Source organism: Vibrio brasiliensis LMG 20546 (genome assembly GCF_000189255.1).
GTDB classification, from domain to species: Bacteria; Pseudomonadota; Gammaproteobacteria; order Enterobacterales; family Vibrionaceae; genus Vibrio; species Vibrio brasiliensis.
Genome location: NZ_AEVS01000072.1, coordinates 58964 through 79641, shown reverse-complemented (window position 1 = coordinate 79641; position 20678 = coordinate 58964). Strand labels below are relative to the sequence as shown.

Genomic DNA, 20678 nt, shown 5'->3' with positions numbered 1-20678 from the left:
AAGAATCCAGAGCTGCAGATTAATGACAACGCATTATTTTGAACATCCACTGAACGAGAAAACCCGCATTTATTTGAGGGTTGAAGCCCTGCTTAATCAGCTAAATGTGGCAGCTCAGTTCAGTGATAATATGCAGCATCTTATCTTCTACCGCTCCCTGTTTGATTTGCTCGAGATCTTTGAGCAGATACAGCTAAAGAGTGAGTTGGCCAAAGATATCGAAAAGCAGCGTCTGTCATACCGTTCTTGGTTAAACGTCGAGGGCGTTGATCAGGAAATGTTGCGCGATGTTCTAAATGAAGTCGATAGCGTTCACAGTGATCTAATGGGCGCAGAGCGTTTTGGTCAAAGCCTTAAAGAAGATCGTTTCCTCAGTGCAATCCGTCAGAGGTTTAATCTGCCTGGCGGATCTTGCTGTTTTGATCTTCCGGCTCTTCACCACTGGTTACACCTTCCACTCGAACAGAGGAAGGCTGATGCCGCTAAATGGTTAGATACGCTTCAACCTCTCGCCAAAGCACTCAATCAATGGCTAAAACTGACCCGTGAAACTGGTCATTTTCGAACCATCCAGGCAAGTTCAGGTTTCTATCAAAGTGATGCCGAAGAAGCAAACATCTTACGTTTAGAAATTCCGATGCATTTTGGGGTCTACCCAATGATCTCAGGTCATAAGAATCGCTTCGCAATTAAGTTTATTGAGTTCGACTCAGGCCAGGCTTCTGTTGCGAATGTCGAGTTTCAACTCGCAGTCTGCTGTTAAATACACCCACTAGCTAACACGCTATACTAGTTCAATACTATTTCTTGGTATTTAGAGAACCAACATGTCAAAGATTACCGTTGTACCTTGCCCACAATGTGGCACAGACGTAACATGGGGAGAACAGAGCCCCTTCCGCCCTTTCTGCAGCAAACAGTGCCAAATGATTGATTTCGGCGAATGGGCAGACGAAGAAAACTCGATTCCAGGCGCACCGGATATGTCGGATGCGGATGGTTGGTCGGAAGATCAGTACTGAGAAGCGAGAAGCGAGAAGCGAGAAGCGAGAAGCGAGAAGCGAGAAGCGAGAAGCGAGAAGCGAGAAGCGAGAAGCGAGAAGCGAGAAGATCTTGGAAGGTTGACGTGAAAGCGTCAACCTTTTTTCTGGATTTTAGACGTAAGTCCCTAACAAACAACTCTGCTCAGCATCTATAACGTGCACCTCTCGAAGGGCGCAGCCCGTTCTAAATTCTCATAGGACGAAGTCCGTTCTCGAAGCGCAGCGTTCTAATTTCTCGAAGGGCGTAGCCCGTTCTAAGCTAAAATCCACGCATAAAAAAACGGAGCCCATTGGGCTCCGTTTAATATGAGAACGCTAGTTATAGCATTACTTCTTAGCAAGCTTCTCTTTAATACGAGCTGACTTACCAGAACGCTCACGTAGGTAGTACAGTTTGGCACGACGTACTGCACCGCGGCGTTTAACTTCAATGCTATCAACCATTGGAGAGTGAGTTTGGAACGTACGCTCTACACCTTCACCGTTAGAAATCTTACGTACTGTGAATGCAGAGTGTAGACCACGGTTACGGATTGCGATTACAACGCCTTCGAAAGCCTGTAGACGCTCACGGTCACCTTCTTTTACCTTAACTTGAACAACAACTGTGTCACCAGGTGCGTAGTTAGGCAGGTCTTTTTTCATTTGCTCTTCTTCAAGAGCTTTGATGATGTTACTCATTTTCAATATTCCTAGAATAAACTGATACTAAATTTAATAGGTTACTTAGCTCGATTTTCTTTAATGAATTCGGCCAGTAATTGTTCCTGTTCGTCAGTCAGAGCTAGGTTTTCCAGGAGCTCTGGTCTTCTTAGCCAAGTACGGCCTAACGACTGTTTTAGTCGCCAGCGACGAATATCCTTATGGTTACCAGATTTGAGTACCGCTGGTACTTCTTTATCATCCAGAACCTCAGGTCGCGTATAGTGAGGGCAATCTAACAGGCCATTAGCGAAAGAGTCTTCTTCCGCTGACGCAAAGTCTCCAAGTACTCCCGGAACAAACCGAGAAACTGAATCAATTAACGTCATGGCTGGTATTTCGCCACCCGTCATCACAAAATCCCCAATCGACCATTCTTCGTCGACTTCAGATTGAATGATACGCTCATCTACCCCTTCGTAGCGGCCACAAATCAGAAGCAAGTTCTCATTTGTTGCTAACTCTTCAACACCTTTCTGGTCAAGTTTTCGACCTTGAGGTGAAAGGTAGATTACCTTCGTCTTACCAGGTGAGGCTTGCTTAGCAGCATGAATAGCATCGCGCAAAGGCTGAACCATCATTAGCATGCCAGGGCCACCACCATAAGGTCTGTCATCAACAGTGCGATGTTTGTCGTGCGTGAAATCACGAGGATTCCATGTCTCAATCGACAAAAGACCTTTTTTAACCGCTTGACCTGTTACTCCAAAATCAGTAACGCTGCGGAACATTTCAGGAAATAGGCTAATTACGCCGACCCACATTGTTCAATCGCTCCGTTACTTGGAGTTAGAATCCAGGATCCCAGTCAACTTCGATCCGTTGAGCTTCGCGATCAATATTTTTGATCACTTGCTCTTCAAGGAACGGGATTAGTCGTTCCTTTTGCCCGAAAGCATCTTTTAGATTTGCTTTAATTACCAAAACATCGTTGGAGCCAGTTTCTAGCATGTCAGAGACAATGCCTAGATCGTAACCTTTATCGGTTACTACTTGCATACCAATCAAATCACGCCAATAGAACTCGTCTGATGGCAATTCTGGTAATACCGCAGGGTCAATTGAGATTTCAAAGTTAGTCATGAGTTGCGCTTCTTCGCGCACATCAAGATCTTCAAGCTTTACCACCAAACCTTTGTTATGGCGCTTCCAGCTCTCTACTTTGTACTCGACCCACTTCTCACCTTGCTTAATAAACCAAGGGGTGTAATCAAATATGCTCTCAGTATTGTCTGTGTAGGAAAAAACCTTGAGCCAACCACGAATGCCGTAAGTAGCACCAAACTTGCCTACAACAATCTTGTCGTCACTCATTGTTTCTTTACCTTTCATCGACATAAGCTAATTTCTACTTCTTAAAAAGAATTAAGCCGCTTTTTGAGCGTCTTTAACTAGCTTAGCTACGCGGTCAGATACAGATGCGCCTTGACCAACCCAGTGGTTAACGCGATCTAGGTCTAGACGTAGACCTTCTTCTTGACCTTGAGCAGTTGGGTTAAAGAAACCAACTTTCTCGATGAAACGGCCAGTTGCTGCATTGCGGCTGTCCGCTACTACGATTTGATAAAATGGACGCTTCTTAGCGCCGTGACGTGCCAAACGAATGGTTACCATGTCGTCCTCTTTGCTTTCTCAAAAATAAAATTAACCCCAGAAACCATTTATCGCTAAATAGTTTGGGGCTCGTGCCAAAATAAAGCTCCGGAATTTTACTCTTATTCCGGAGCAATGCAAGGTCTTTAGCTACTTTTTCACCAACATAAAACGGGTTTTAAGTTTGTGACGCAGCTAACACCTTGAAATATTGTCGCTGACTGGGATTATCGACCAAATGGGTTGAAGCCACCGCCACCCATTCCGCCCATGCCACCCATCATGCCCTGCATGTTGCGCATCATGCCTTTCATGCCACCTTTCTGCATCTTCTTCATCATCTTTTGCATCTGGGTGAACTGTTTCAGTAGGCGGTTAACATCTTGTACCTGAGTACCTGAGCCCGCTGCGATACGCTTTTTACGTGAACCTTTGATAAGTTCAGGACGCTGACGCTCTTTCATCGTCATTGAGTTGATGATTGCTTCCATCTGCTTAAACATCTTGTCATCAACTTTATCTTTGACGTTGTCTGGTAAGTTGCTCATACCTGGCAGCTTATCCATCATACCCATCATGCCGCCCATATTTTGCATCTGGCCTAGCTGCTCGCGGAAGTCTTCCAGATCAAAACCTTTTTTCTCTTTAAACTTCTTCGCTAGCTTTTCTGCTTTTTCGGTATCGACGTTGCGCTGTAGGTCTTCAATTAAAGAAAGAACATCGCCCATGCCAAGGATACGTGAAGCCACACGATCAGGGTGGAAAGGTTCTAACGCATCCGTTTTCTCACCAACACCTAAGAACTTAATTGGTTTACCAGTAATGTGACGAACAGATAGAGCCGCACCACCACGAGCATCACCATCAACCTTAGTTAGGATGACACCAGTCAGAGGCAGAGCATCACCAAATGCTTTTGCCGTGTTCGCCGCATCTTGACCTGTCATCGCATCAACAACGAATAAGGTTTCAACTGGGTTAATTGCAGAGTGAAGATCTTGGATCTCAGCCATCATCTGCTCATCAACAGCTAGTCGACCAGCCGTATCGACAACCAGAACGTCGTAGAATTTCTTCTTCGCGTGGTCGATTGCTGCATTAGCAATATCAATAGGCTTTTGGTCAGCTGAAGACGGGAAGAAATCAACACCTACATCTGTGGCAAGAGTTTCAAGCTGCTTGATCGCTGCTGGACGGTAAACGTCGGCAGACACAACCAAGACTTTCTTCTTGTCACGCTCAGTCAGTAACTTAGAAAGTTTACCCACCGATGTGGTTTTACCTGCACCCTGCAGACCCGCCATTAGGATAACCGCAGGTGGTTGAGCAGCTAAGTTCAGGGCTTCGTTTGACTCACCCATCACTCCTTCAAGTTCGTTCTGTACGATCTTGATGAACTCTTGGCCAGGAGTCAGCGATTTAGAAACTTCTACACCGACAGCCGCTTCTTTAACGCGTTTAATAAAATCGCGTACAACAGGCAATGCAACGTCCGCTTCAAGTAGTGCCATACGCACTTCGCGCAACGTCTCTTTTATATTATCTTCGGTCAGGCGACCTTTACCGCTGATATTTTTCAGCGTCTTGGATAAGCGATCCGTTAAATTCTCAAACATCTTAGTCTCTTTACCTAGACGGTTTGCAAGGAGCTTCGCCCTTTATATATGGCGACAAATTACTATGAGTATACCTTAGCCAACCCATGCTTGACACTGCCTAGATGACTTTTGATATCTCAAGTCACGCAAATGAAAGAGATAAGTCATAGCTCAAGCCGTTGATGCAGGGTATAATTTGTTAAAAATCCACCAGCTTATAGAGAATAATGGACAACCTAATCGCCGTTGTTGCTGCAATACTCTATCTATTAGCGATTGCAACTATAGTCCCGGGACTTGTTCATCAAACAGGTATCCGCGTTAAAACCGTCTTTGTCAGTGCATTCATTGCGTTGGCATTTCACGCATGGCTGCTTAGCGATCTGATTTTAGGTAGTTCAGGACAGAACCTTAGTATTCTAAACGTCGCCTCTTTGATCAGCTTTATTGTCTCGCTGGTGATGAGTGGCGCTATGCTCAAAACCAGGCTGTGGTTCTTATTACCTGTGGTCTATAGTTTTGCTGCGCTTAATCTGATGGCAGCTGCTTTTCTTCCAAGCACCTTTATTACTCACCTTGAACAAGATCCAAAGCTGCTGATCCACATATCTTTCGCACTCTTCTCTTATTCCACTTTAACGATTGGTGCTCTGTACGCTTTGCAGCTAGCCTGGCTCGACCATAAGCTTAAAGCCAAGAAAGCTCTTGCTATTAACCCAAATCTGCCACCTCTACTGATGGTAGAGCGACAGCTATTTAATATTATTTTGATTGGTAACTTGTTACTGACAGGTACTCTCTTGACCGGCTTTGTCTTTGTGCAAGATATGTTTGCTCAAGGAAAAGCCCATAAAGGCATCCTCTCCTTTATTGCCTGGATTGTTTACTCAGTGCTTCTCTGGGGTCACTACCGCAAAGGCTGGCGTGGTCGTAAGGTCACCTGGTTTGCGGTTGCAGGCGCGACCTTACTGACTCTTGCTTACTTTGGCAGTCGCTTCGTTCGCGAGATCATTCTCAACTGATTGATTAACAAAGGTGCATCTGATGCACCTTTCTTTTACAATACTCAGTTCTCTTTTTGAAATTGACTTCACTGACAAATTAGGTCATAAATTAACCAAACGTAACAAGGAAAAGATAAGCTTTGGACGACATATCAACGGGTATCTTATTTGCGCTACTCGCGTGTCTTATTGTTATTTCAGGATATTTTTCCGGTTCCGAGACAGGGATGATGGCTCTGAACCGATACCGACTCAAGCACCTAGCCAATACTGGCCATAAGGGTGCCAAACGTGTAGAAAAACTGCTTGATCGCCCTGATCGCCTTATCGGTTTAATCTTAATCGGTAACAACTTAGTCAATATTCTTGCCTCTGCTATTGCCACTATTCTCGGCATGCGCTTATTCGGCGATTTAGGTGTCGCCATTGCGACCGGTGTGCTCACCTTAGTGATACTGGTCTTTGCTGAAGTCACTCCGAAAACACTTGCAGCCTTATACCCAGAGCGGGTCTCCTATGCCAGCAGTATCCTACTGACGATCCTGATGAAGGTGCTTTCACCGCTCGTCATGTTGGTCAACTTCATCACTAATGGCTTTATTCGTCTACTCGGTATAAAAGCGGATCACGGTGCAGAAGATCACTTGAGCTCAGAAGAGCTGCGAACCGTCGTGAATGAAGCTGGAAGCCTGATCCCACGTCGTCACCAGGACATGCTGATTTCAATACTGGATCTTGAACATGTGACCGTGAATGACATCATGGTTCCACGCAATGAGATCACGGGCATTGATATTAATGACGACTGGAAGTCTATCGTACGTCAATTGACCCACTCTCCTCATGGCCGAGTGGTTCTTTACCGCGACCAAATTGACGAAGTGGTTGGTATGTTGCGCTTACGCGAATCTTACCGACTGATGTTAGAGAAGAATGAGTTTACTAAAGAGACGCTGCTGCGTGCGGCTGATGAGGTTTACTTTATTCCTGAGAGCACCCCACTCAATGTTCAGCTACTTAAGTTTCAGCGTAATAAAGAGCGTATTGGTCTGATTGTTGACGAATACGGCGATATTATCGGTCTGATCACTTTAGAAGATATTCTCGAAGAGATCGTTGGTGAGTTCACCACATCCATTGCGCCAAGTTTATCTGATGAGATCACCCCACAAGGTGATGGCAGCTTCCTGATTGAGGGCAGTGCGAACATCCGTGACATAAATAAAGGCTTAAAGTGGACGCTTCCGACAGATGGTCCGAGAACCCTGAATGGTTTGATTCTTGAACATCTGGAAGATATTCCTGAGAGCCACCTAAGTGTACAGGTTTCCGGTCACCCGATGGAAATCGTCGAACTAGAAGAAAACCGTATCAAGTTAGTGAAAGTCTTTCCCAACTTGAAGGCAAAGTAAGCGTAAGCCTTATTTAGGGCAGGACAACAAAAATCAAAAAAGCCTTGGATTATCCAAGGCTTTTTTATGCTCAATGATTCGAGTTTAATCTTCAGTCACGCTAAATAGGTTTTCCATATTCAGCCCCTGCTTAATCAGGATTTCTCTTAAGCGACGTAGACCCTCTACCTGAATCTGACGAACTCGCTCACGAGTCAGATTAATTTCACGCCCTACCTCTTCGAGAGTGGAAGGCTCATAACCCAGCAGACCAAAACGACGCGCCAGCACCTCTTTCTGTTTAGGGTTAAGTTCATCTAACCAATGGATCAGTGAGTTTTTGATATCGTCATCCTGAGTCGAAACCTCAGGATCTGAGTTGTTGATGTCAGGAATAATATCAAGCAGCGCTTTTTCGCCATCGCCGCCAATAGGCGTATCTACAGAACTAATGCGTTCATTAAGGCGCAGCATTTTACTTACATCATCGACCGGCTTATCAAGCTGTGTCGCGATTTCTTCAGCAGTTGGCTCATGGTCAAGCTTCTGAGAAAGTTCACGAGCGGTACGTAAGTAGATGTTTAGCTCTTTAACTACATGGATGGGTAAACGGATAGTACGAGTCTGATTCATCAGAGCTCGCTCGATAGTTTGGCGGATCCACCATGTAGCATAAGTAGAAAATCTGAAGCCACGTTCTGGATCAAACTTCTCAACCGCGCGAATTAAACCCAGGTTGCCCTCTTCAATCAAATCCAATAGAGCGAGACCACGGTTGCTATAACGACGAGAAATCTTAACCACTAAACGTAGATTACTTTCAATCATTCGTTTACGTGCTGCCTCATCTCCGCGAAGAGCACGGCGAGCATAAAGAACTTCTTCTTCAGCGGTAAGTAGTGGAGAAAAGCCAATTTCGCCTAAGTAGAGTTGGGTTGCATCCAGACTTTTCGTCGATGCATCAAACTCTTCTTTGACGTCTTCGGTTGGTGTAGGTTTAGTGGATTCGGTGGCCTGAAACGTGTCCATCGTTTCTTCGCCAACTTCGAATTGTTCGACTTTCGTTGCTGCATTGCTGATACTCATAGCGCCTCCCCCTGGCGAGCTAGCAAGACATTACTACGTCTAATGTCGCTATTTTACCCCAATAGTAAATTTCTATGGTAAGTAGCGTTTTGGATTTACTGACTTACCTTGATAGCGAATTTCAAAGTGCAATCGGACACTACTTGCTCCTGAGCTGCCCATTGTTGCGATCTTTTGGCCTGCTTTTACACTTTGTCCTTCGTGTACTAGCAACCTATCGTTATGTGCATATGCACTGAGGTAATTGTCGTTATGTTTAATAATCACGAGATTACCGTAACCACGTAGCGCATTGCCGGAATAAACGACGGTGCCACCTGCTGTTGATACGATAGACTGACCACGCTGTCCTGCGATATCAATCCCTTTATTCCCTTGATCTCCAGCAGAAAAGTTTTTGATTACTCTCCCTTTAGTTGGCCATAACCACTTGGAAATTTTGTTGTTGTTTGAAGTTGATTTGTTGGCTGTATTGGTTACTTTTTGTTTAGTTGTAGAACCAACATACTCCTTTGATTTCGATTGATCAACCTTCTTTGGAGGATCTTTTTTAGCTGGAGCTTGACTATTTTTTGAACTGGTTGAGCTAACCTTTTGATTAGAGTTTTTGCTCGATGTGGCACTACTTTTCGCTGCAGATGGCACTGTAGCAGCAGCAACGGCTACTCCAGCCCCTGTTCCACCGTACGCAGGGGCATTATAAGCTGGTTGCCATAGCTTAAGCTTTTGCCCCGGGTAAATAGTATAAGGTGCTTTAAGTGCGTTGTTGCGAATGATCTCATTGACGTCTTTATCGGTGACATAAGCAATGAAGTAAAGTGTGTCACCCTTTTCAACTTGATAGTAGCTGCCGCGATAGCTGCCACGGGAAACAGAGCTATAGTCTTTTTTCAGGCCAGAGACTGGCGCAGGAGAATGAGCAGCACATCCAAATAATATGCTGCTTAGGCCTAGAATTAGAAATAAGACTGAACAACGCTTCATTGCTATGCAAGATCACCCGCAACTAAAGGAACAAAACGTACCATCTCAATCACCTCAGATAGGAACTCGTCGCCTTGGCGAGTAATTTTCAGCAACTGCTGATCCTCCGTCCCTACTGGGATAATCATGATGCCTTCATCTTTCAACTGTGCGAGCAACGCCGAAGGTACAGACTCCGCCGCTGCAGTGACGATAATGGCATCGAATGGTCCTTTCGCAAGCCAGCCTTGCCAACCATCACCATGCTTTGTCGAGATGTTGTAGATATCCAGTTGCTTTAGGCGTCTTTTCGCCTCCCACTGTAAGGCCTTAATACGCTCGATTGAATAGACGTGATCAACAAGCTGCGCCAACACCGCTGTTTGATAACCCGAACCTGTACCGATTTCCAGCACATTACTATCGCGATTCAGCTCTAGCATTTCAGTCATTTTGGCAACGATATAGGGTTGTGAAATAGTCTGCCCCTGACCAATTGGTAGGGCATTATTGTCGTAGGCTTGATGCATCATGGCCTGAGAGACAAACTGCTCTCTTGGCAAACGGTAAATAGCATCAAGTACCTTTTGATCTCGGATGCCACTCGCGACAAGAAAGTCGATTAATCTGTCAGCATGTGGGTTGACCATTGTTACTTATCCTTTAACCAGTTATCCATACTTGAAAGAGATTCATGGGCAGTAAGATCGACCTGAAGTGGCGTAATAGAAACACAACCTTGCTCAATCGCATAAAAGTCTGTTCCTTCTCCTGCATCTTGCTCTTTGCCCGGAGGACCCAACCAATAAATATCATGACCACGTGGATCTTTCTGCTTAATCATTGCCTCGGCGTGATGGCGCGCACCAAGTCGTGTCACTAAAGTCCCTTTCAATTGCTCAAACTCGACGTCTGGAACATTAACATTAAGCAGACGATTAGTCGGAATTGGCGATGCAGCGTGCTGAGCAACTAATTGACGCGCAATTTTCGCAGCCGTCGCAAAGTGATGTTTGCCTACTATAGAGAAAGCTATTGCCTGAACGCCAAGGAAATGACCTTCCATTGCGGCAGCTACTGTACCCGAATAGAGCACATCGTCGCCAAGGTTAGCACCATGATTGATGCCGGTAAGCACCAAATCCGGCAAGTCATCTTTCATCAGCTCATTAAGAGCAAAGTGCACACAGTCAGTTGGTGTGCCCTGAACTGAAAAAATTTGTGGAGCAATCTCGTTGACACGCAATGGCTGCTCTAGCGTCAGAGAGTTTGATGCTCCCGAACGGTTACGATCCGGAGCAACTATGGTTACCTCAGCCATATCACGCAGTGAATCAGCGAGGGTGTGTATTCCCTCAGCGTGAACACCGTCATCATTACTGATTAAGATTTTGAGAGATTTATCGCTCATTGGTAGTGGCGCTCCACTTCAATTTCTTCAACCAGTTCACGAATGATTGCCGTAGCAAAGCAACCAGCATCAAGAGAGAATGTGAGCGTCACATTATCGCCATCGACTTGCCATGCTAGATCTTGCGGCATCAAAGCGATCTGACGACGATCATGACGCATTCTGTTACCACGGATAAGCGCCATAAGATCTGGCTCTGCATCTAAGTGCGGCTGCTCAAGCTGCAAGGCCTGACTCTTGGTTGGTAGGTCATTATCACCAGCCAGCGCTGCTGTAAGTTGAGCCTCACCTTGTGCTAGCAGGTTATTTGTTGATTCAAGAGAGTCTAAATCAACAAGTTGTAGCCCACTGTCGCCCTGAATCAGATCACCATCTACAGCAGTTGAAAACAGCCCTTTCTCAATTCTATCCGACACGATCGAGTTAAAGATCCATGAGCGAGCGGCTGACAAGAACAGACTACGTTTATTCTGGTTACGAGTTCGAACATTCTCACGTCCCCAGCGACGCGCTTCATCCAGGTTATTACCTTGATTACCAAAACGCTGGCTGCCGAAATAGTTTGGTACACCGGTTTTACTTACTGCCTCTAATCGCAGCACAACGTCAGCGACATTGGTCACTTCAGAAATAGTGACAACAAACTGGTTGCCAACCAAATCACCCGGACGTAGTTTTTTGTTATGTCGAGCCGTTGCCAGAATTTCAATACTTGGGTACTGAGCCAGAAAAGTTGAAAAGTCTGGCTCTTCACCTTTAGGCAGATGAATACTCAACCATTGCTCAGTAACAGCGTGGCGATCTTTAAGGCCAGCCCAGCTGACATCCTTCGATTTAACACCGCAAGCTTTAGCAATTTCATTGGCAACAAAACTCGTGTTTTCGCCAGTTTTACGGATGCGCACCATTAAGTGCTCACCACTGCCAGTAAACTCAAAGCCTAAGTCTTCGTTTACCTGAAAATGTTCTGGTTTCGCTTTTAGTTTGCCTTGGGAAGCAGGCTTACCGTTTAAGTAAGCCAGTGAAGATAATATATCGGACATATTGGTTTCCGTTACTGAACATGGCTATGTATCAATATAATCCAGGTTCAATAAGCTGATTTATTCTTTAACTAATAATACAACTGCTTCAGTTGCAATGCCTTCTTTGCGTCCGGTAAATCCTAAACGCTCAGTCGTTGTCGCTTTAACATTGATATTGCTAAGTTCTGTCTCAAGGTCTTGAGCAATTACCTGACACATGGTTTCGATGTGAGGTGCCATTTTTGGTGCTTGAGCGATGATGGTAATGTCGGCATTACCTAACACATAACCTTGCTCGCGAACTCGACGGTACACATCACGCAGCAGTTCACGACTGTCTGCACCTTTCCATTTATCATCAGTATCAGGGAAGTGACGACCGATATCCCCAGCAGCAATTGCACCTAGTAAAGCATCACACAATGCGTGCAAGGCTACGTCACCATCAGAATGGGCTATCAGACCCTGTTCATAAGGTACCGCGACGCCACCGATAATCACTGGGCCTTCCCCACCAAATTTGTGTACATCAAAGCCGTGGCCAATTCGAATCATGAGTTATCCTTAATTTCGCGTAAGATAAAACTCAGCTAACGCTAAATCTTCCGGTTGAGTTATTTTTATATTATCCGCTCGGCCTTTAACTAAGGCAGGCGTTTCCCCGAGCCATTCAATAGCAGACGCTTCATCAGTAATTTGGACACCTTGTTCGAGGGCCTGTGACAAAGCTTGAGTTAGCGGTTGAGCTCTAAATAGTTGTGGAGTTAGTGCATGCCACAAAGCTTCCCTATCAACCGTATGATCGATATTTTGTTGAGCATTTGCTCGTTTCATCGTGTCTCTTACTGGCGTCGCAAGAATGCCACCAAGCTGGTTTGCTTCAGCCGCCCCAATGAGGTTGTCAATATCGTTCAGACAAACACAAGGACGCGCCGCATCATGGACCATGGCCCATTGTGCCAACTCATTGCTCTCAATATAGTCGAGTGCCGATAACACTGAATCTGCCCGCTCTTTACCCCCAGACACTCTTATTACGTCAGGATTCGTTGCCAGACTGAGTTGAGGGTAATAAGGATCATCATCACTAATGGCAACGATTACCTTTTCGACAGCGGGGTGAGTCAGGAGTTTCTCTATGGTGTGCTCAAGAATGGTTTTTCCCGAGATTTTAAGATATTGCTTTGGGCGGTCTGCCTGCATACGACTGCCCACACCAGCAGCAGGTACGACTGCTACCAAAGACAAAGAGGAGGAATCAGACATTAATTACTCTCTCCAACGATACGATAAAATGTTTCACCTTCTTTGATCATGCCTAGTTCGTGTCGAGCACGCTCTTCAATGGCATCAAGCCCTTGGCGTAAGTCATCTATTTCTGCAAACATTTCGTTGTTTCTGGCTTGGAGGTTGTTATTCACTTGATGCTGAACCTGCGTCTCCGCATTCACTGCCTGGAAATCGGAAATACCATTTTTTCCAAACCACAGTTCAAATTGTAACCAGCCTAGAATTAAGCTTAAGGTCAGTGCAAAAATTCGCATACCGTTAATCAAAGAAGAGAAAAGATCAAGACCACATATATACCACAATGTCGCAGCTGGCGCGAGATTGAGCTATGTGGCCTTGGTAAAGATTAGCTTGGAAATGAATCCGTTAGTTTAGAGTCAGGAAAGCAATCAGTCCGAAACCCAGCACTAAACGATAAATGACAAACGGGGTCATTCCCATACGAGAGATTAACTTCAGGAAGAAGTGAATACAGATATAAGCGCTGATAAATGAGGTCACGATGCCGGTCAGCAAGAAGCCGAAATGAATAGGCTCACCACTCGTGACTAACTTAAGACCCAAATAACCACCAGCTAACAGGATAATCGGAATAGACATTAGGAATGAAAAACGCGCTGCCGCTTCACGGGTAAAGCCCAGATAAAGCGCCGCAGTGATTGTCGCACCAGATCGGGAAGTACCAGGAATCATAGCCAAAGCCTGGCTGACGCCAATAAACAGGGCTTTCTTCCAGTCAGATTGGTATTCATCATCAACTAACTTAGCGTTCTTATCTACGTACCAAAGTAACAAACCAAACACTATGGTTGTGGTTGCAATCACCCATGCACTACGTAAGTAAAGCTCAATAAAATCTTTCATTAGTAAGCCAAAAATACACGCAGGGATTGTCGCGAGTAATATCATCCAGGCTAATTTCGACTCTTTACTACGCTCACCTTTAAAAATAGACGCAAAGAAAGCACTCAACAGGCTCACGACTTCACTACGGAAGTAGATAACTACGGCAGCTAAGGTGCCGACATGAACGGCAACATCAAATGCCAGTCCCTGATCTTGCCAACCTAAGATAGCAGAAGGGAGGATCAGGTGAGCGGAACTCGAAATCGGCAAAAACTCTGTCAGGCCTTGAATAAGAGCAAGAATAAAGGCTTCGAAGTAACTCATTAAAATCTCGTAATTATGTTAGTTGAACCACTGGGCGACGGGTTCAAGAGCAACGGAAAAATCAGACTGCTGCCAGATCTGTTCGATAGTTCGTCCATCTTGTGGCACCACGAGTTGTGGGCAAAGCTCCATAAGAGGTTGAAGAACAAAGGCATATTTGAATATATCACTTCGTGGCAGCTCTGGTTTAGCACTAGATACCTGCTCGCCAAACAAAATGATGTCGAGATCAACAGTTCTCGGCTCAAATTTCCCCGCATCCGCAGCGCGTCCCCATTTAAGCTCAATATCACGCAGCTGGCGTGAAAATTCTGTCAAACTCAACTCGGTTTTCATTTCTACCACCAAGTTATAAAATGCGTGGCTTTCAAAACCTACCGCTTCACATTCAAAAATGGTCGAAATTCGTACATCCTGACCTAAGGCTCGTAACTCTTCAATTGCAGCCTGAATATGTTTGCGTCTATCAATATTGGAGCCAATACCAATATAAGCCGTTATCATGCATGGCCTCGTTCAATAACAACACCAACACCTTTTGCCTGTGGCACTGCTCCCGGTTTGGTCAGACGGATCTTAATCCAAGGAACACTAAAGCGAGTCATGATGAGTTCTGCAATTTCTTCTGCTACACGCTCAACAAGCAAAAAACGTCCACCTTCAATATGAGACAGAACAGCTGAACTCACCTGAGCGTAATCAAGCGCATCAACAACATCATCACTCTTGCCCGCTGGGCGGTTGTCATGAGCCATTTCAATATCAAGCACTAGCTTTTGCTTAATCTCTTGCTCCCAGTCGTACACACCGATCGTTGTAATTACTTCCAATTGCTCGATAAATACTTTATCCATCTGTTACTTCCTTAGAGGTCGGATACCCAATTTAGGTAAAAAGTCGTACAATTTGTATCTCAAACCCCGTACATGTGTAGTTTGAGAGCGTCAGGCGCGATATGATATCAGTTACTTGCTTGGCTAACACCTGTTTCAGACGAGTTACTCTACTATGACCCCACTAGCACTGGTTATGATCATTTCAGCCTATCTGTTAGGCTCGATCTCGAGTGCGGTTCTGATTTGTCGCGTGCTAAGGCTACCGGATCCTCGTGGCGTTGGCTCCAATAATCCGGGAGCGACCAATGTGCTGCGTATCGGTGGTAAGAAAGCTGCCGTCGCGGTTCTACTGTGCGACATGCTTAAAGGGACTATTCCTGTTTGGGGCGGTTACTTCTTAGGTATCGACTCTATTCTCCTCGGCGTTATCGCTATCGCGGCCTGTCTTGGCCATATGTACCCTATCTTCTTTCACTTTAAAGGTGGTAAAGGAGTTGCTACTGCGTTGGGTGCTATCGCGCCGATCGGATTAGATCTTACGGCAATGATCATTGCAACATGGCTCAGTGTCGCTTTTCTGTTTCGTTACTCATCTTTAGCTGCACTGGTTACCGTATTGCTGGCGCCTTTTTATACCTGGATGATCAAACCACAATATACGTTACCAGTAGCCATGCTGTGCTGCCTGATCGTTTTTCGTCATCATCAGAATATTAAGCGTTTATTGGAAGGTACCGAACCAAAGGTCGGAGAAAAGAAGAATGGATTAAACAAAGCCTCTTAGTGAGGCTTTGTTTTCATTTGGCGGTTAGGCGTGATGTCTGTCTAAGAAGTTTATCAGCATCTCAGTCACAAACTCTGGCTGCTCCAGGTTAGAAATATGGCCAGCCTTAGGAATTTGAATCAGCTCAGAGCCACTAATGCTATCGTGCATCAGGTAAGACTCTAATACTGGACGTGGCTTGTCTTCCTGCCCAACAGCAATCAGAACCGGTAGAGCAAACTTCTCAATCTCTTCTATCTGATCGCGACGACCAAACACCATACGCCCTACTCGCGCAATCTCAGCAGCTTGTTCGCCTTTCAGTGCCATTAGATATTGAGCGAATTGCTCAGCGAGTTGAGGGTTGTCCTGCTGAACATCGTTAGCAAAAAAGAGTGGTGTCACAGCTTCAACAATAGGTTCAGGTACTGCCTGCACCTGACTAATTGTATCGAGCATAGCAAAATACTTTTTATGGGTAACTTCAGGTTCTAAACCAACAAATGTGTCCATCAGAACCAAAGACTTCACGCGTTGCGGCGCTAATGAGACTAGTTCAGTCCCCCACATACCACCGACTGACAATCCAACCAGAGAGAAAGTTTCAATATCAAGATGATCCATCAACGCAAGAATTTGCTGAGCGTAGTCCGCTAATGAGCGAGTTGAGCCAGGCGCAAAGTCAGAATGACCGTGTGCCCATAGTTCTGGGACAATACAACGGTAGTGCTGGCTCAGTGCTTCAACCTGTGGAGCCCACATTTTGCTGTCCCACAAATAGCTATGACCAAACACAATTACCGGCCCCTGACCAACATCTTGGTAGGCCATTTCACATCCATCGATGGCAAACTTATTCATCTCTTGTTATCCCGATAGTATTTCAAAAAGTGCAGCCTATCATTATTTCGCTAATCAACAGCTCGGATGATAGATACAGTAAGGTCGCCAAATGAGGCGACCTTTATTTATTGTACGCGATTAATCTTAAGCAATAGGCTCAAGCTGGTCGATCGGCCAGCGTGGTGTCGCTTGAACAGAAAGGTCTGCAACTTCACCATTTCTCAGGCGCTGCATACCTGCATAGGCAATCATTGCACCGTTGTCAGTACAGAACTCTGTTCTCGGGTAATAAACTTCGCCACCGATTTTCTTCGCTAGCTGTTCTAAGTCAGCACGCAATCTGCGGTTGGCACTTACCCCACCAGCGATAACGATACGTTTAAAGCCAGTCTGTTCAAGTGCTCGCTTACATTTAATTGTTAGCGTTGCACACACCGCTTCTTCAAACGCTAATGCGATATCAGCACGGGTTTGCTCGTCATCACCATTCGCTGCAATAGTGTTAGCGGTAAATGTTTTCAGGCCAGAGAAACTCATATCCAGACCCGGGCGGTCAGTCATTGGTCGAGGGAACTTAAATCGACCAGGCGTGCCTTTTTCTGCCAACTTAGATAAAAGCGGACCTCCTGGGTAGTCAAGTCCCATTAGCTTAGCGGTTTTATCAAACGCTTCGCCGGCCGCATCATCAATCGATTCGCCAAGGATTTTGTATTCACCAATGCCTTTAACTTCGACCATCATTGAATGCCCTCCTGATACCAATACCGCGACAAACGGGAACGGTGGAGGGTTATCTTCAAGCATAGGCGCGAGCAAGTGGCCTTCCATATGGTGTACAGGCACAGCAGGAACGCCCCATGCATACGCCAGACTACGACCAATAGTAGCACCAACCAAAAGTGCACCAACAAGACCCGGACCAGCAGTATAAGCCACACCATCAATATCTTTCGGTGTCAGGTTTGCTTCTGCCATCGCAGCCTTAATCAACGGGATAGTTTTCTTAACGTGATCACGTGATGCCAACTCAGGAACAACACCACCGTAATCGGCATGCAGTTTTACCTGGCTATATAGTTGATGAGAAAGTAGGCCTTTCTCATCATCGTAAATGGCGATTCCCGTTTCATCACAAGAGGTTTCGATACCAATAATGCGCATGGTTTACCCTGGATGTCTTTGTCTCTAATTCAAAATTGGCGCAATCTTACCTCGCCTTAGCTTCTCAAACAAATTTTGTGCAAACTCTACCCAACAAAATACTTTACAAAGCCAGTGTGATCGGATTAAAATTCCGCACCATTTTTGATCAAGCTGATTGTAGACCTAGCGACTAAGCTAAGTACTGTGAAGTCAGCATTAACGAATTAACCCCTGAGGTGAAAGGCATATGCCAGTAGTTAAAGTACGTGAAAACGAACCGTTCGACGTTGCACTACGTCGTTTCAAACGCTCTTGCGAAAAAGCAGGTATCCTTTCTGAAGTGCGTCGTCGTGAGCACTACGAAAAACCAACTACAGTTCGCAAACGCGCTAAAGCAGCAGCTCAAAAGCGTCACGCTAAGAAGCTAGCTCGCGAAAACGCTCGTCGCGTTCGCCTGTACTAATAACTAAGTCCAAAAGGATTCTAGTTATGGCTCTGATTGACAAACTCAAAGAAGAGCAAAAATTAGCGATGAAAGCCAAGGACAAACCGCGCCTTGGCACTATCCGTTTAGCTCTGTCAGCAATTAAGCAACGTGAAGTCGACGAACAGATTACTCTGGGTGACGATGACATTCTTGCTGTGCTAACTAAAATGGTTAAACAGCGTCGCGACTCTGTCGCTCAATTTGAAGCTGCTAATCGTCAAGATTTAGCAGACGCTGAGAAAGCAGAAATCACTGTACTTGAGGACTTTATGCCTCAGCCGCTAACTGAAGATGAAGTTGCTGCACTTGTTGAAAGTGCAATTGCAGAGTCTGGTGCTGCGGGCATGCAAGACATGGGTAAAGTGATGGGCGTTCTTAAGCCTCAAATCCAAGGGCGTGCAGATATGGGTAAAGTAAGTGGTTTAGTTCGCGCTAAACTGGCTTAATCTCCCACCCTATTGCAACAAGCCGTGCTATCCTTCGGAATGCGCGGCTTGTTTGTATCTATCCTTTCAATTTGTTAGTGCGTTTTTCTAAGGTTTTATGGCAGGACACATCCCTCGAAGTTTCATTGATGACCTCCTTGCTCGACTCGATATCGTCGACATTATCGATGCTCGCGTAAAACTTAAGAAAAAAGGCAAAAACTACGGCGCCTGCTGCCCATTCCACAACGAGAAAACACCTTCGTTTAGTGTTTCCCAAGAGAAACAGTTCTATCACTGTTTTGGCTGTGGTGTGCACGGCAACGCGATTGATTTTATGATGGAGTACGAGCGCTTAGACTTTGTCGAGGCAATTGAAGAACTCGCTTCATCTCTCGGTTTAGATGTCCCAAGAGAACAACGCCAAGGTGGTGGTTTTCAATCTAATCAACCTCAGGCTAACTCTGAACAAAAGCGTAATCTCTACGATATTATGGGCAGTATTGCTCAGTTCTATCGAGATCAGCTCAAGCAGCCGAAAAGCAAAGTTGCCATCGACTACCTGAAAGATCGCGGCCTATCTGGCCAAATCGTACAGAAATTTGGTATCGGCTATGTGGCTGACGAATGGGATTTAGTTCGTAAAAACTTTGGCCAGACGCCTCAGACTCAGGACATGCTGATTTCTGGCGGAATGTTGATCGAGAACGATAACGGCAACCGCTATGACCGTTTCCGTGGTCGAGTTATGTTCCCAATTCGCGACCGACGCGGACGAGTTATCGGCTTTGGTGGTCGAGTGATTGGCGACGGTACACCTAAATACCTTAACTCACCTGAAACACCGATCTTCCATAAAGGTAAAGAGCTTTATGGTCTGTACGAGGTGATGCAGGCTCATCGAGAACCGTCAAAGATCCTGGTGGTTGAAGGCTATATGGATGTGGTGGCTCTCGCTCAGTACGGTGTCGATTACTCAGTTGCTTCACTAGGTACATCGACCACGGGCGATCATATTCAGTTACTGTTCCGCCAAACCAATACTGTAGTTTGTTGTTATGACGGCGACAGAGCTGGTAAAGATGCGGCATGGCGCGCGCTTGAAAATGCGCTGCAATATTTAAAAACCGGTAACACGCTTAAGTTCCTGTTTTTACCTGATGGTGAAGACCCTGACAGCTTTATCCGTAAGCACGGTAAAGATGCATTTGAACAAGAAGTAGAACAAGCGACTCCTCTTTCTAGCTATCTGTTTGATAATCTTATCGAGCTTCATCAGTTAAATCTGGGTAGCAACGAAGGTAAATCAGCCCTCAGAGCTCACGCTAGTGCGTTGATCGATAAAATCCCGGATCCGTACTTTCAAGAGCTACTTGAGAAACTTTTGGATGAAAGAACCGGATTTGATAACAGGCTGCGTCAGGCTCGCAAAAAAACTAACGATTCTCGACCTCAGCCACATAAAGAGATCAAACGGACTCCAATGCGCGAAGTGATCGCTTTGCTTATTCAAAATCCGAGCTATGCTGAAATGGTACCGGATCTCTCAACTGTGAGAGAGTTAACAGTCCCTGGTCTAAGTTTATTTGTTGAAGTGCTTGAATATTGTCATCAGCATCCCAATATAACAACGGGTCAGCTACTTGAATGCTGGCGAAATACGAGCCATGAGGCATTATTGTCACGTCTTGCAGGGTGGGAAATCCCCCTCGACGAAGACAACGAAAAAGATATATTTTTAGACTCGCTGGACAAAATTCTTGCCCAGTGCGTTGAAAAACAAATTGAAAATCTGCAGGCCAAAGAAAGAAGTGTCGGTTTATCAACCGAAGAGAGAAGGGAGCTGCTAGCGTTAATGCTAGATTTAAAAGCGTAACCCTGTTCGGATAGTCAGCAATCAATTAA

Annotated in this window: 26 protein-coding genes; 8 read left to right on the top strand and 18 right to left on the bottom strand. The window is 45.4% G+C overall.

Annotated elements, in window-relative coordinates; all coding sequences use genetic code 11:
* Positions 1 to 22 precede the first annotated feature (22 nt).
* Complete coding sequence (zapD, locus tag RH46_RS12850; protein ID WP_006879904.1) at positions 23 to 763, top strand: cell division protein ZapD; 741 nt, start codon at positions 23 to 25, stop codon at positions 761 to 763.
* Between the two features lie 64 nt (positions 764 to 827).
* Positions 828 to 1022, top strand: a complete 195-nt coding sequence (gene yacG / locus RH46_RS12845) for a DNA gyrase inhibitor YacG (RefSeq protein WP_040895804.1) — start codon at positions 828 to 830, stop codon at positions 1020 to 1022.
* A 348-nt stretch (positions 1023 to 1370) separates the two neighbouring features.
* On the opposite strand, the gene rplS is transcribed toward yacG, so the two are convergent.
* The 5 genes from rplS to ffh all read right to left on the bottom strand — a co-directional run bounded on the left by rplS (position 1371) and on the right by ffh (position 4954).
* Positions 1371 to 1724: a 50S ribosomal protein L19 gene (gene rplS / locus RH46_RS12840; protein ID WP_004410033.1), complete on the bottom strand. Its 354-nt coding sequence runs from the start codon at positions 1722 to 1724 to the stop codon at positions 1371 to 1373.
* A 41-nt stretch (positions 1725 to 1765) separates the two neighbouring features.
* Positions 1766 to 2509 (bottom strand): tRNA (guanosine(37)-N1)-methyltransferase TrmD, encoded by a 744-nt coding sequence (gene trmD / locus RH46_RS12835; protein ID WP_006879901.1) that lies wholly within the window; start codon positions 2507 to 2509, stop codon positions 1766 to 1768.
* 25 nt (positions 2510 to 2534) lie between these two features.
* Positions 2535 to 3083, bottom strand: a complete 549-nt coding sequence (rimM, locus tag RH46_RS12830; RefSeq protein ID WP_006879900.1) for a ribosome maturation factor RimM — start codon at positions 3081 to 3083, stop codon at positions 2535 to 2537.
* A gap of 27 nt (positions 3084 to 3110) precedes the next feature.
* Positions 3111 to 3359: a 30S ribosomal protein S16 gene (rpsP, locus tag RH46_RS12825; RefSeq protein WP_004742593.1), complete on the bottom strand. Its 249-nt coding sequence runs from the start codon at positions 3357 to 3359 to the stop codon at positions 3111 to 3113.
* Between the two features lie 206 nt (positions 3360 to 3565).
* Entirely contained in the window at positions 3566 to 4954 is a 1389-nt protein-coding gene (gene ffh, locus RH46_RS12820) for a signal recognition particle protein (protein WP_006879899.1), read from the bottom strand.
* Between the two features lie 209 nt (positions 4955 to 5163).
* Between ffh and RH46_RS12815 the strand changes: the two genes are divergently transcribed.
* Both RH46_RS12815 and RH46_RS12810 read left to right on the top strand, forming a co-directional pair.
* Positions 5164 to 5958 carry a cytochrome C assembly family protein gene (locus RH46_RS12815; RefSeq protein ID WP_006879898.1) on the top strand — a complete coding sequence of 265 codons (795 nt, stop codon included), beginning with the start codon at positions 5164 to 5166 and terminating at the stop codon, positions 5956 to 5958.
* A gap of 122 nt (positions 5959 to 6080) precedes the next feature.
* Positions 6081 to 7352 carry an HlyC/CorC family transporter gene (locus tag RH46_RS12810; protein WP_040895801.1) on the top strand — a complete coding sequence of 424 codons (1272 nt, stop codon included), beginning with the start codon at positions 6081 to 6083 and terminating at the stop codon, positions 7350 to 7352.
* Positions 7353 to 7436: 84 nt separating this feature from the next.
* Here the strand turns inward: RH46_RS12810 and rpoS are convergent, their stop codons facing one another.
* The 11 genes from rpoS to folB form a co-directional block, all read right to left on the bottom strand.
* The gene (gene rpoS, locus RH46_RS12805) at positions 7437 to 8417 is read right to left on the bottom strand and encodes an RNA polymerase sigma factor RpoS (protein ID WP_006879896.1); all 981 of its coding nucleotides are present in this window, start codon (positions 8415 to 8417) and stop codon (positions 7437 to 7439) included.
* Between the two features lie 72 nt (positions 8418 to 8489).
* Positions 8490 to 9401 carry a murein hydrolase activator NlpD gene (gene nlpD / locus RH46_RS12800; protein ID WP_006879895.1) on the bottom strand — a complete coding sequence of 304 codons (912 nt, stop codon included), beginning with the start codon at positions 9399 to 9401 and terminating at the stop codon, positions 8490 to 8492.
* 2 nt (positions 9402 to 9403) lie between these two features.
* Positions 9404 to 10030: a protein-L-isoaspartate(D-aspartate) O-methyltransferase gene (locus RH46_RS12795; protein WP_006879894.1), complete on the bottom strand. Its 627-nt coding sequence runs from the start codon at positions 10028 to 10030 to the stop codon at positions 9404 to 9406.
* A 2-nt stretch (positions 10031 to 10032) separates the two neighbouring features.
* Positions 10033 to 10791 (bottom strand): 5'/3'-nucleotidase SurE, encoded by a 759-nt coding sequence (gene surE / locus RH46_RS12790; RefSeq protein ID WP_006879893.1) that lies wholly within the window; start codon positions 10789 to 10791, stop codon positions 10033 to 10035.
* Entirely contained in the window at positions 10788 to 11834 is a 1047-nt protein-coding gene (gene truD / locus RH46_RS12785) for a tRNA pseudouridine(13) synthase TruD (RefSeq protein ID WP_006879892.1), read from the bottom strand. The genes surE and truD overlap by 4 nt, the downstream gene beginning before the upstream one ends.
* Positions 11835 to 11894: 60 nt before the next feature.
* On the bottom strand, positions 11895 to 12371 hold the full coding sequence (gene ispF / locus RH46_RS12780; protein ID WP_006879891.1) for a 2-C-methyl-D-erythritol 2,4-cyclodiphosphate synthase: 477 nt from the start codon (positions 12369 to 12371) through the stop codon (positions 11895 to 11897).
* Between the two features lie 9 nt (positions 12372 to 12380).
* Complete coding sequence (gene ispD, locus RH46_RS12775) at positions 12381 to 13082, bottom strand: 2-C-methyl-D-erythritol 4-phosphate cytidylyltransferase (protein ID WP_006879890.1); 702 nt, start codon at positions 13080 to 13082, stop codon at positions 12381 to 12383.
* Positions 13082 to 13360 (bottom strand): cell division protein FtsB, encoded by a 279-nt coding sequence (ftsB, locus tag RH46_RS12770; RefSeq protein ID WP_006879889.1) that lies wholly within the window; start codon positions 13358 to 13360, stop codon positions 13082 to 13084. The genes ispD and ftsB overlap by 1 nt, the downstream gene beginning before the upstream one ends.
* Positions 13361 to 13472: 112 nt before the next feature.
* Positions 13473 to 14276: an undecaprenyl-diphosphate phosphatase gene (locus RH46_RS12765; protein WP_006879888.1), complete on the bottom strand. Its 804-nt coding sequence runs from the start codon at positions 14274 to 14276 to the stop codon at positions 13473 to 13475.
* 18 nt (positions 14277 to 14294) lie between these two features.
* Positions 14295 to 14780 (bottom strand): 2-amino-4-hydroxy-6-hydroxymethyldihydropteridine diphosphokinase, encoded by a 486-nt coding sequence (folK, locus tag RH46_RS12760; protein ID WP_006879887.1) that lies wholly within the window; start codon positions 14778 to 14780, stop codon positions 14295 to 14297.
* Positions 14777 to 15130 (bottom strand): bifunctional dihydroneopterin aldolase/7,8-dihydroneopterin epimerase, encoded by a 354-nt coding sequence (gene folB / locus RH46_RS12755; protein ID WP_006879886.1) that lies wholly within the window; start codon positions 15128 to 15130, stop codon positions 14777 to 14779. The genes folK and folB overlap by 4 nt, the downstream gene beginning before the upstream one ends.
* A 154-nt stretch (positions 15131 to 15284) precedes the next feature.
* On the opposite strand from folB, the gene plsY reads away from it, so the two are divergent.
* Positions 15285 to 15896 carry a glycerol-3-phosphate 1-O-acyltransferase PlsY gene (gene plsY / locus RH46_RS12750; protein ID WP_006879885.1) on the top strand — a complete coding sequence of 204 codons (612 nt, stop codon included), beginning with the start codon at positions 15285 to 15287 and terminating at the stop codon, positions 15894 to 15896.
* Between the two features lie 24 nt (positions 15897 to 15920).
* On the opposite strand, the gene RH46_RS12745 is transcribed toward plsY, so the two are convergent.
* Both RH46_RS12745 and tsaD read right to left on the bottom strand, forming a co-directional pair.
* Entirely contained in the window at positions 15921 to 16736 is an 816-nt protein-coding gene (locus tag RH46_RS12745) for an alpha/beta fold hydrolase (protein ID WP_006879884.1), read from the bottom strand.
* Positions 16737 to 16862: 126 nt separating this feature from the next.
* Positions 16863 to 17879, bottom strand: a complete 1017-nt coding sequence (tsaD, locus tag RH46_RS12740) for a tRNA (adenosine(37)-N6)-threonylcarbamoyltransferase complex transferase subunit TsaD (RefSeq protein ID WP_006879883.1) — start codon at positions 17877 to 17879, stop codon at positions 16863 to 16865.
* Between the two features lie 229 nt (positions 17880 to 18108).
* On the opposite strand from tsaD, the gene rpsU reads away from it, so the two are divergent.
* From rpsU to dnaG, 3 genes are all read left to right on the top strand, one after another.
* On the top strand, positions 18109 to 18324 hold the full coding sequence (gene rpsU / locus RH46_RS12735) for a 30S ribosomal protein S21 (protein ID WP_001145625.1): 216 nt from the start codon (positions 18109 to 18111) through the stop codon (positions 18322 to 18324).
* A gap of 26 nt (positions 18325 to 18350) precedes the next feature.
* Positions 18351 to 18794, top strand: a complete 444-nt coding sequence (locus RH46_RS12730) for a GatB/YqeY domain-containing protein (protein ID WP_006879882.1) — start codon at positions 18351 to 18353, stop codon at positions 18792 to 18794.
* A 97-nt stretch (positions 18795 to 18891) separates the two neighbouring features.
* The gene (gene dnaG / locus RH46_RS12725; RefSeq protein ID WP_006879881.1) at positions 18892 to 20649 is read left to right on the top strand and encodes a DNA primase; all 1758 of its coding nucleotides are present in this window, start codon (positions 18892 to 18894) and stop codon (positions 20647 to 20649) included.
* Positions 20650 to 20678 lie beyond the last annotated feature (29 nt).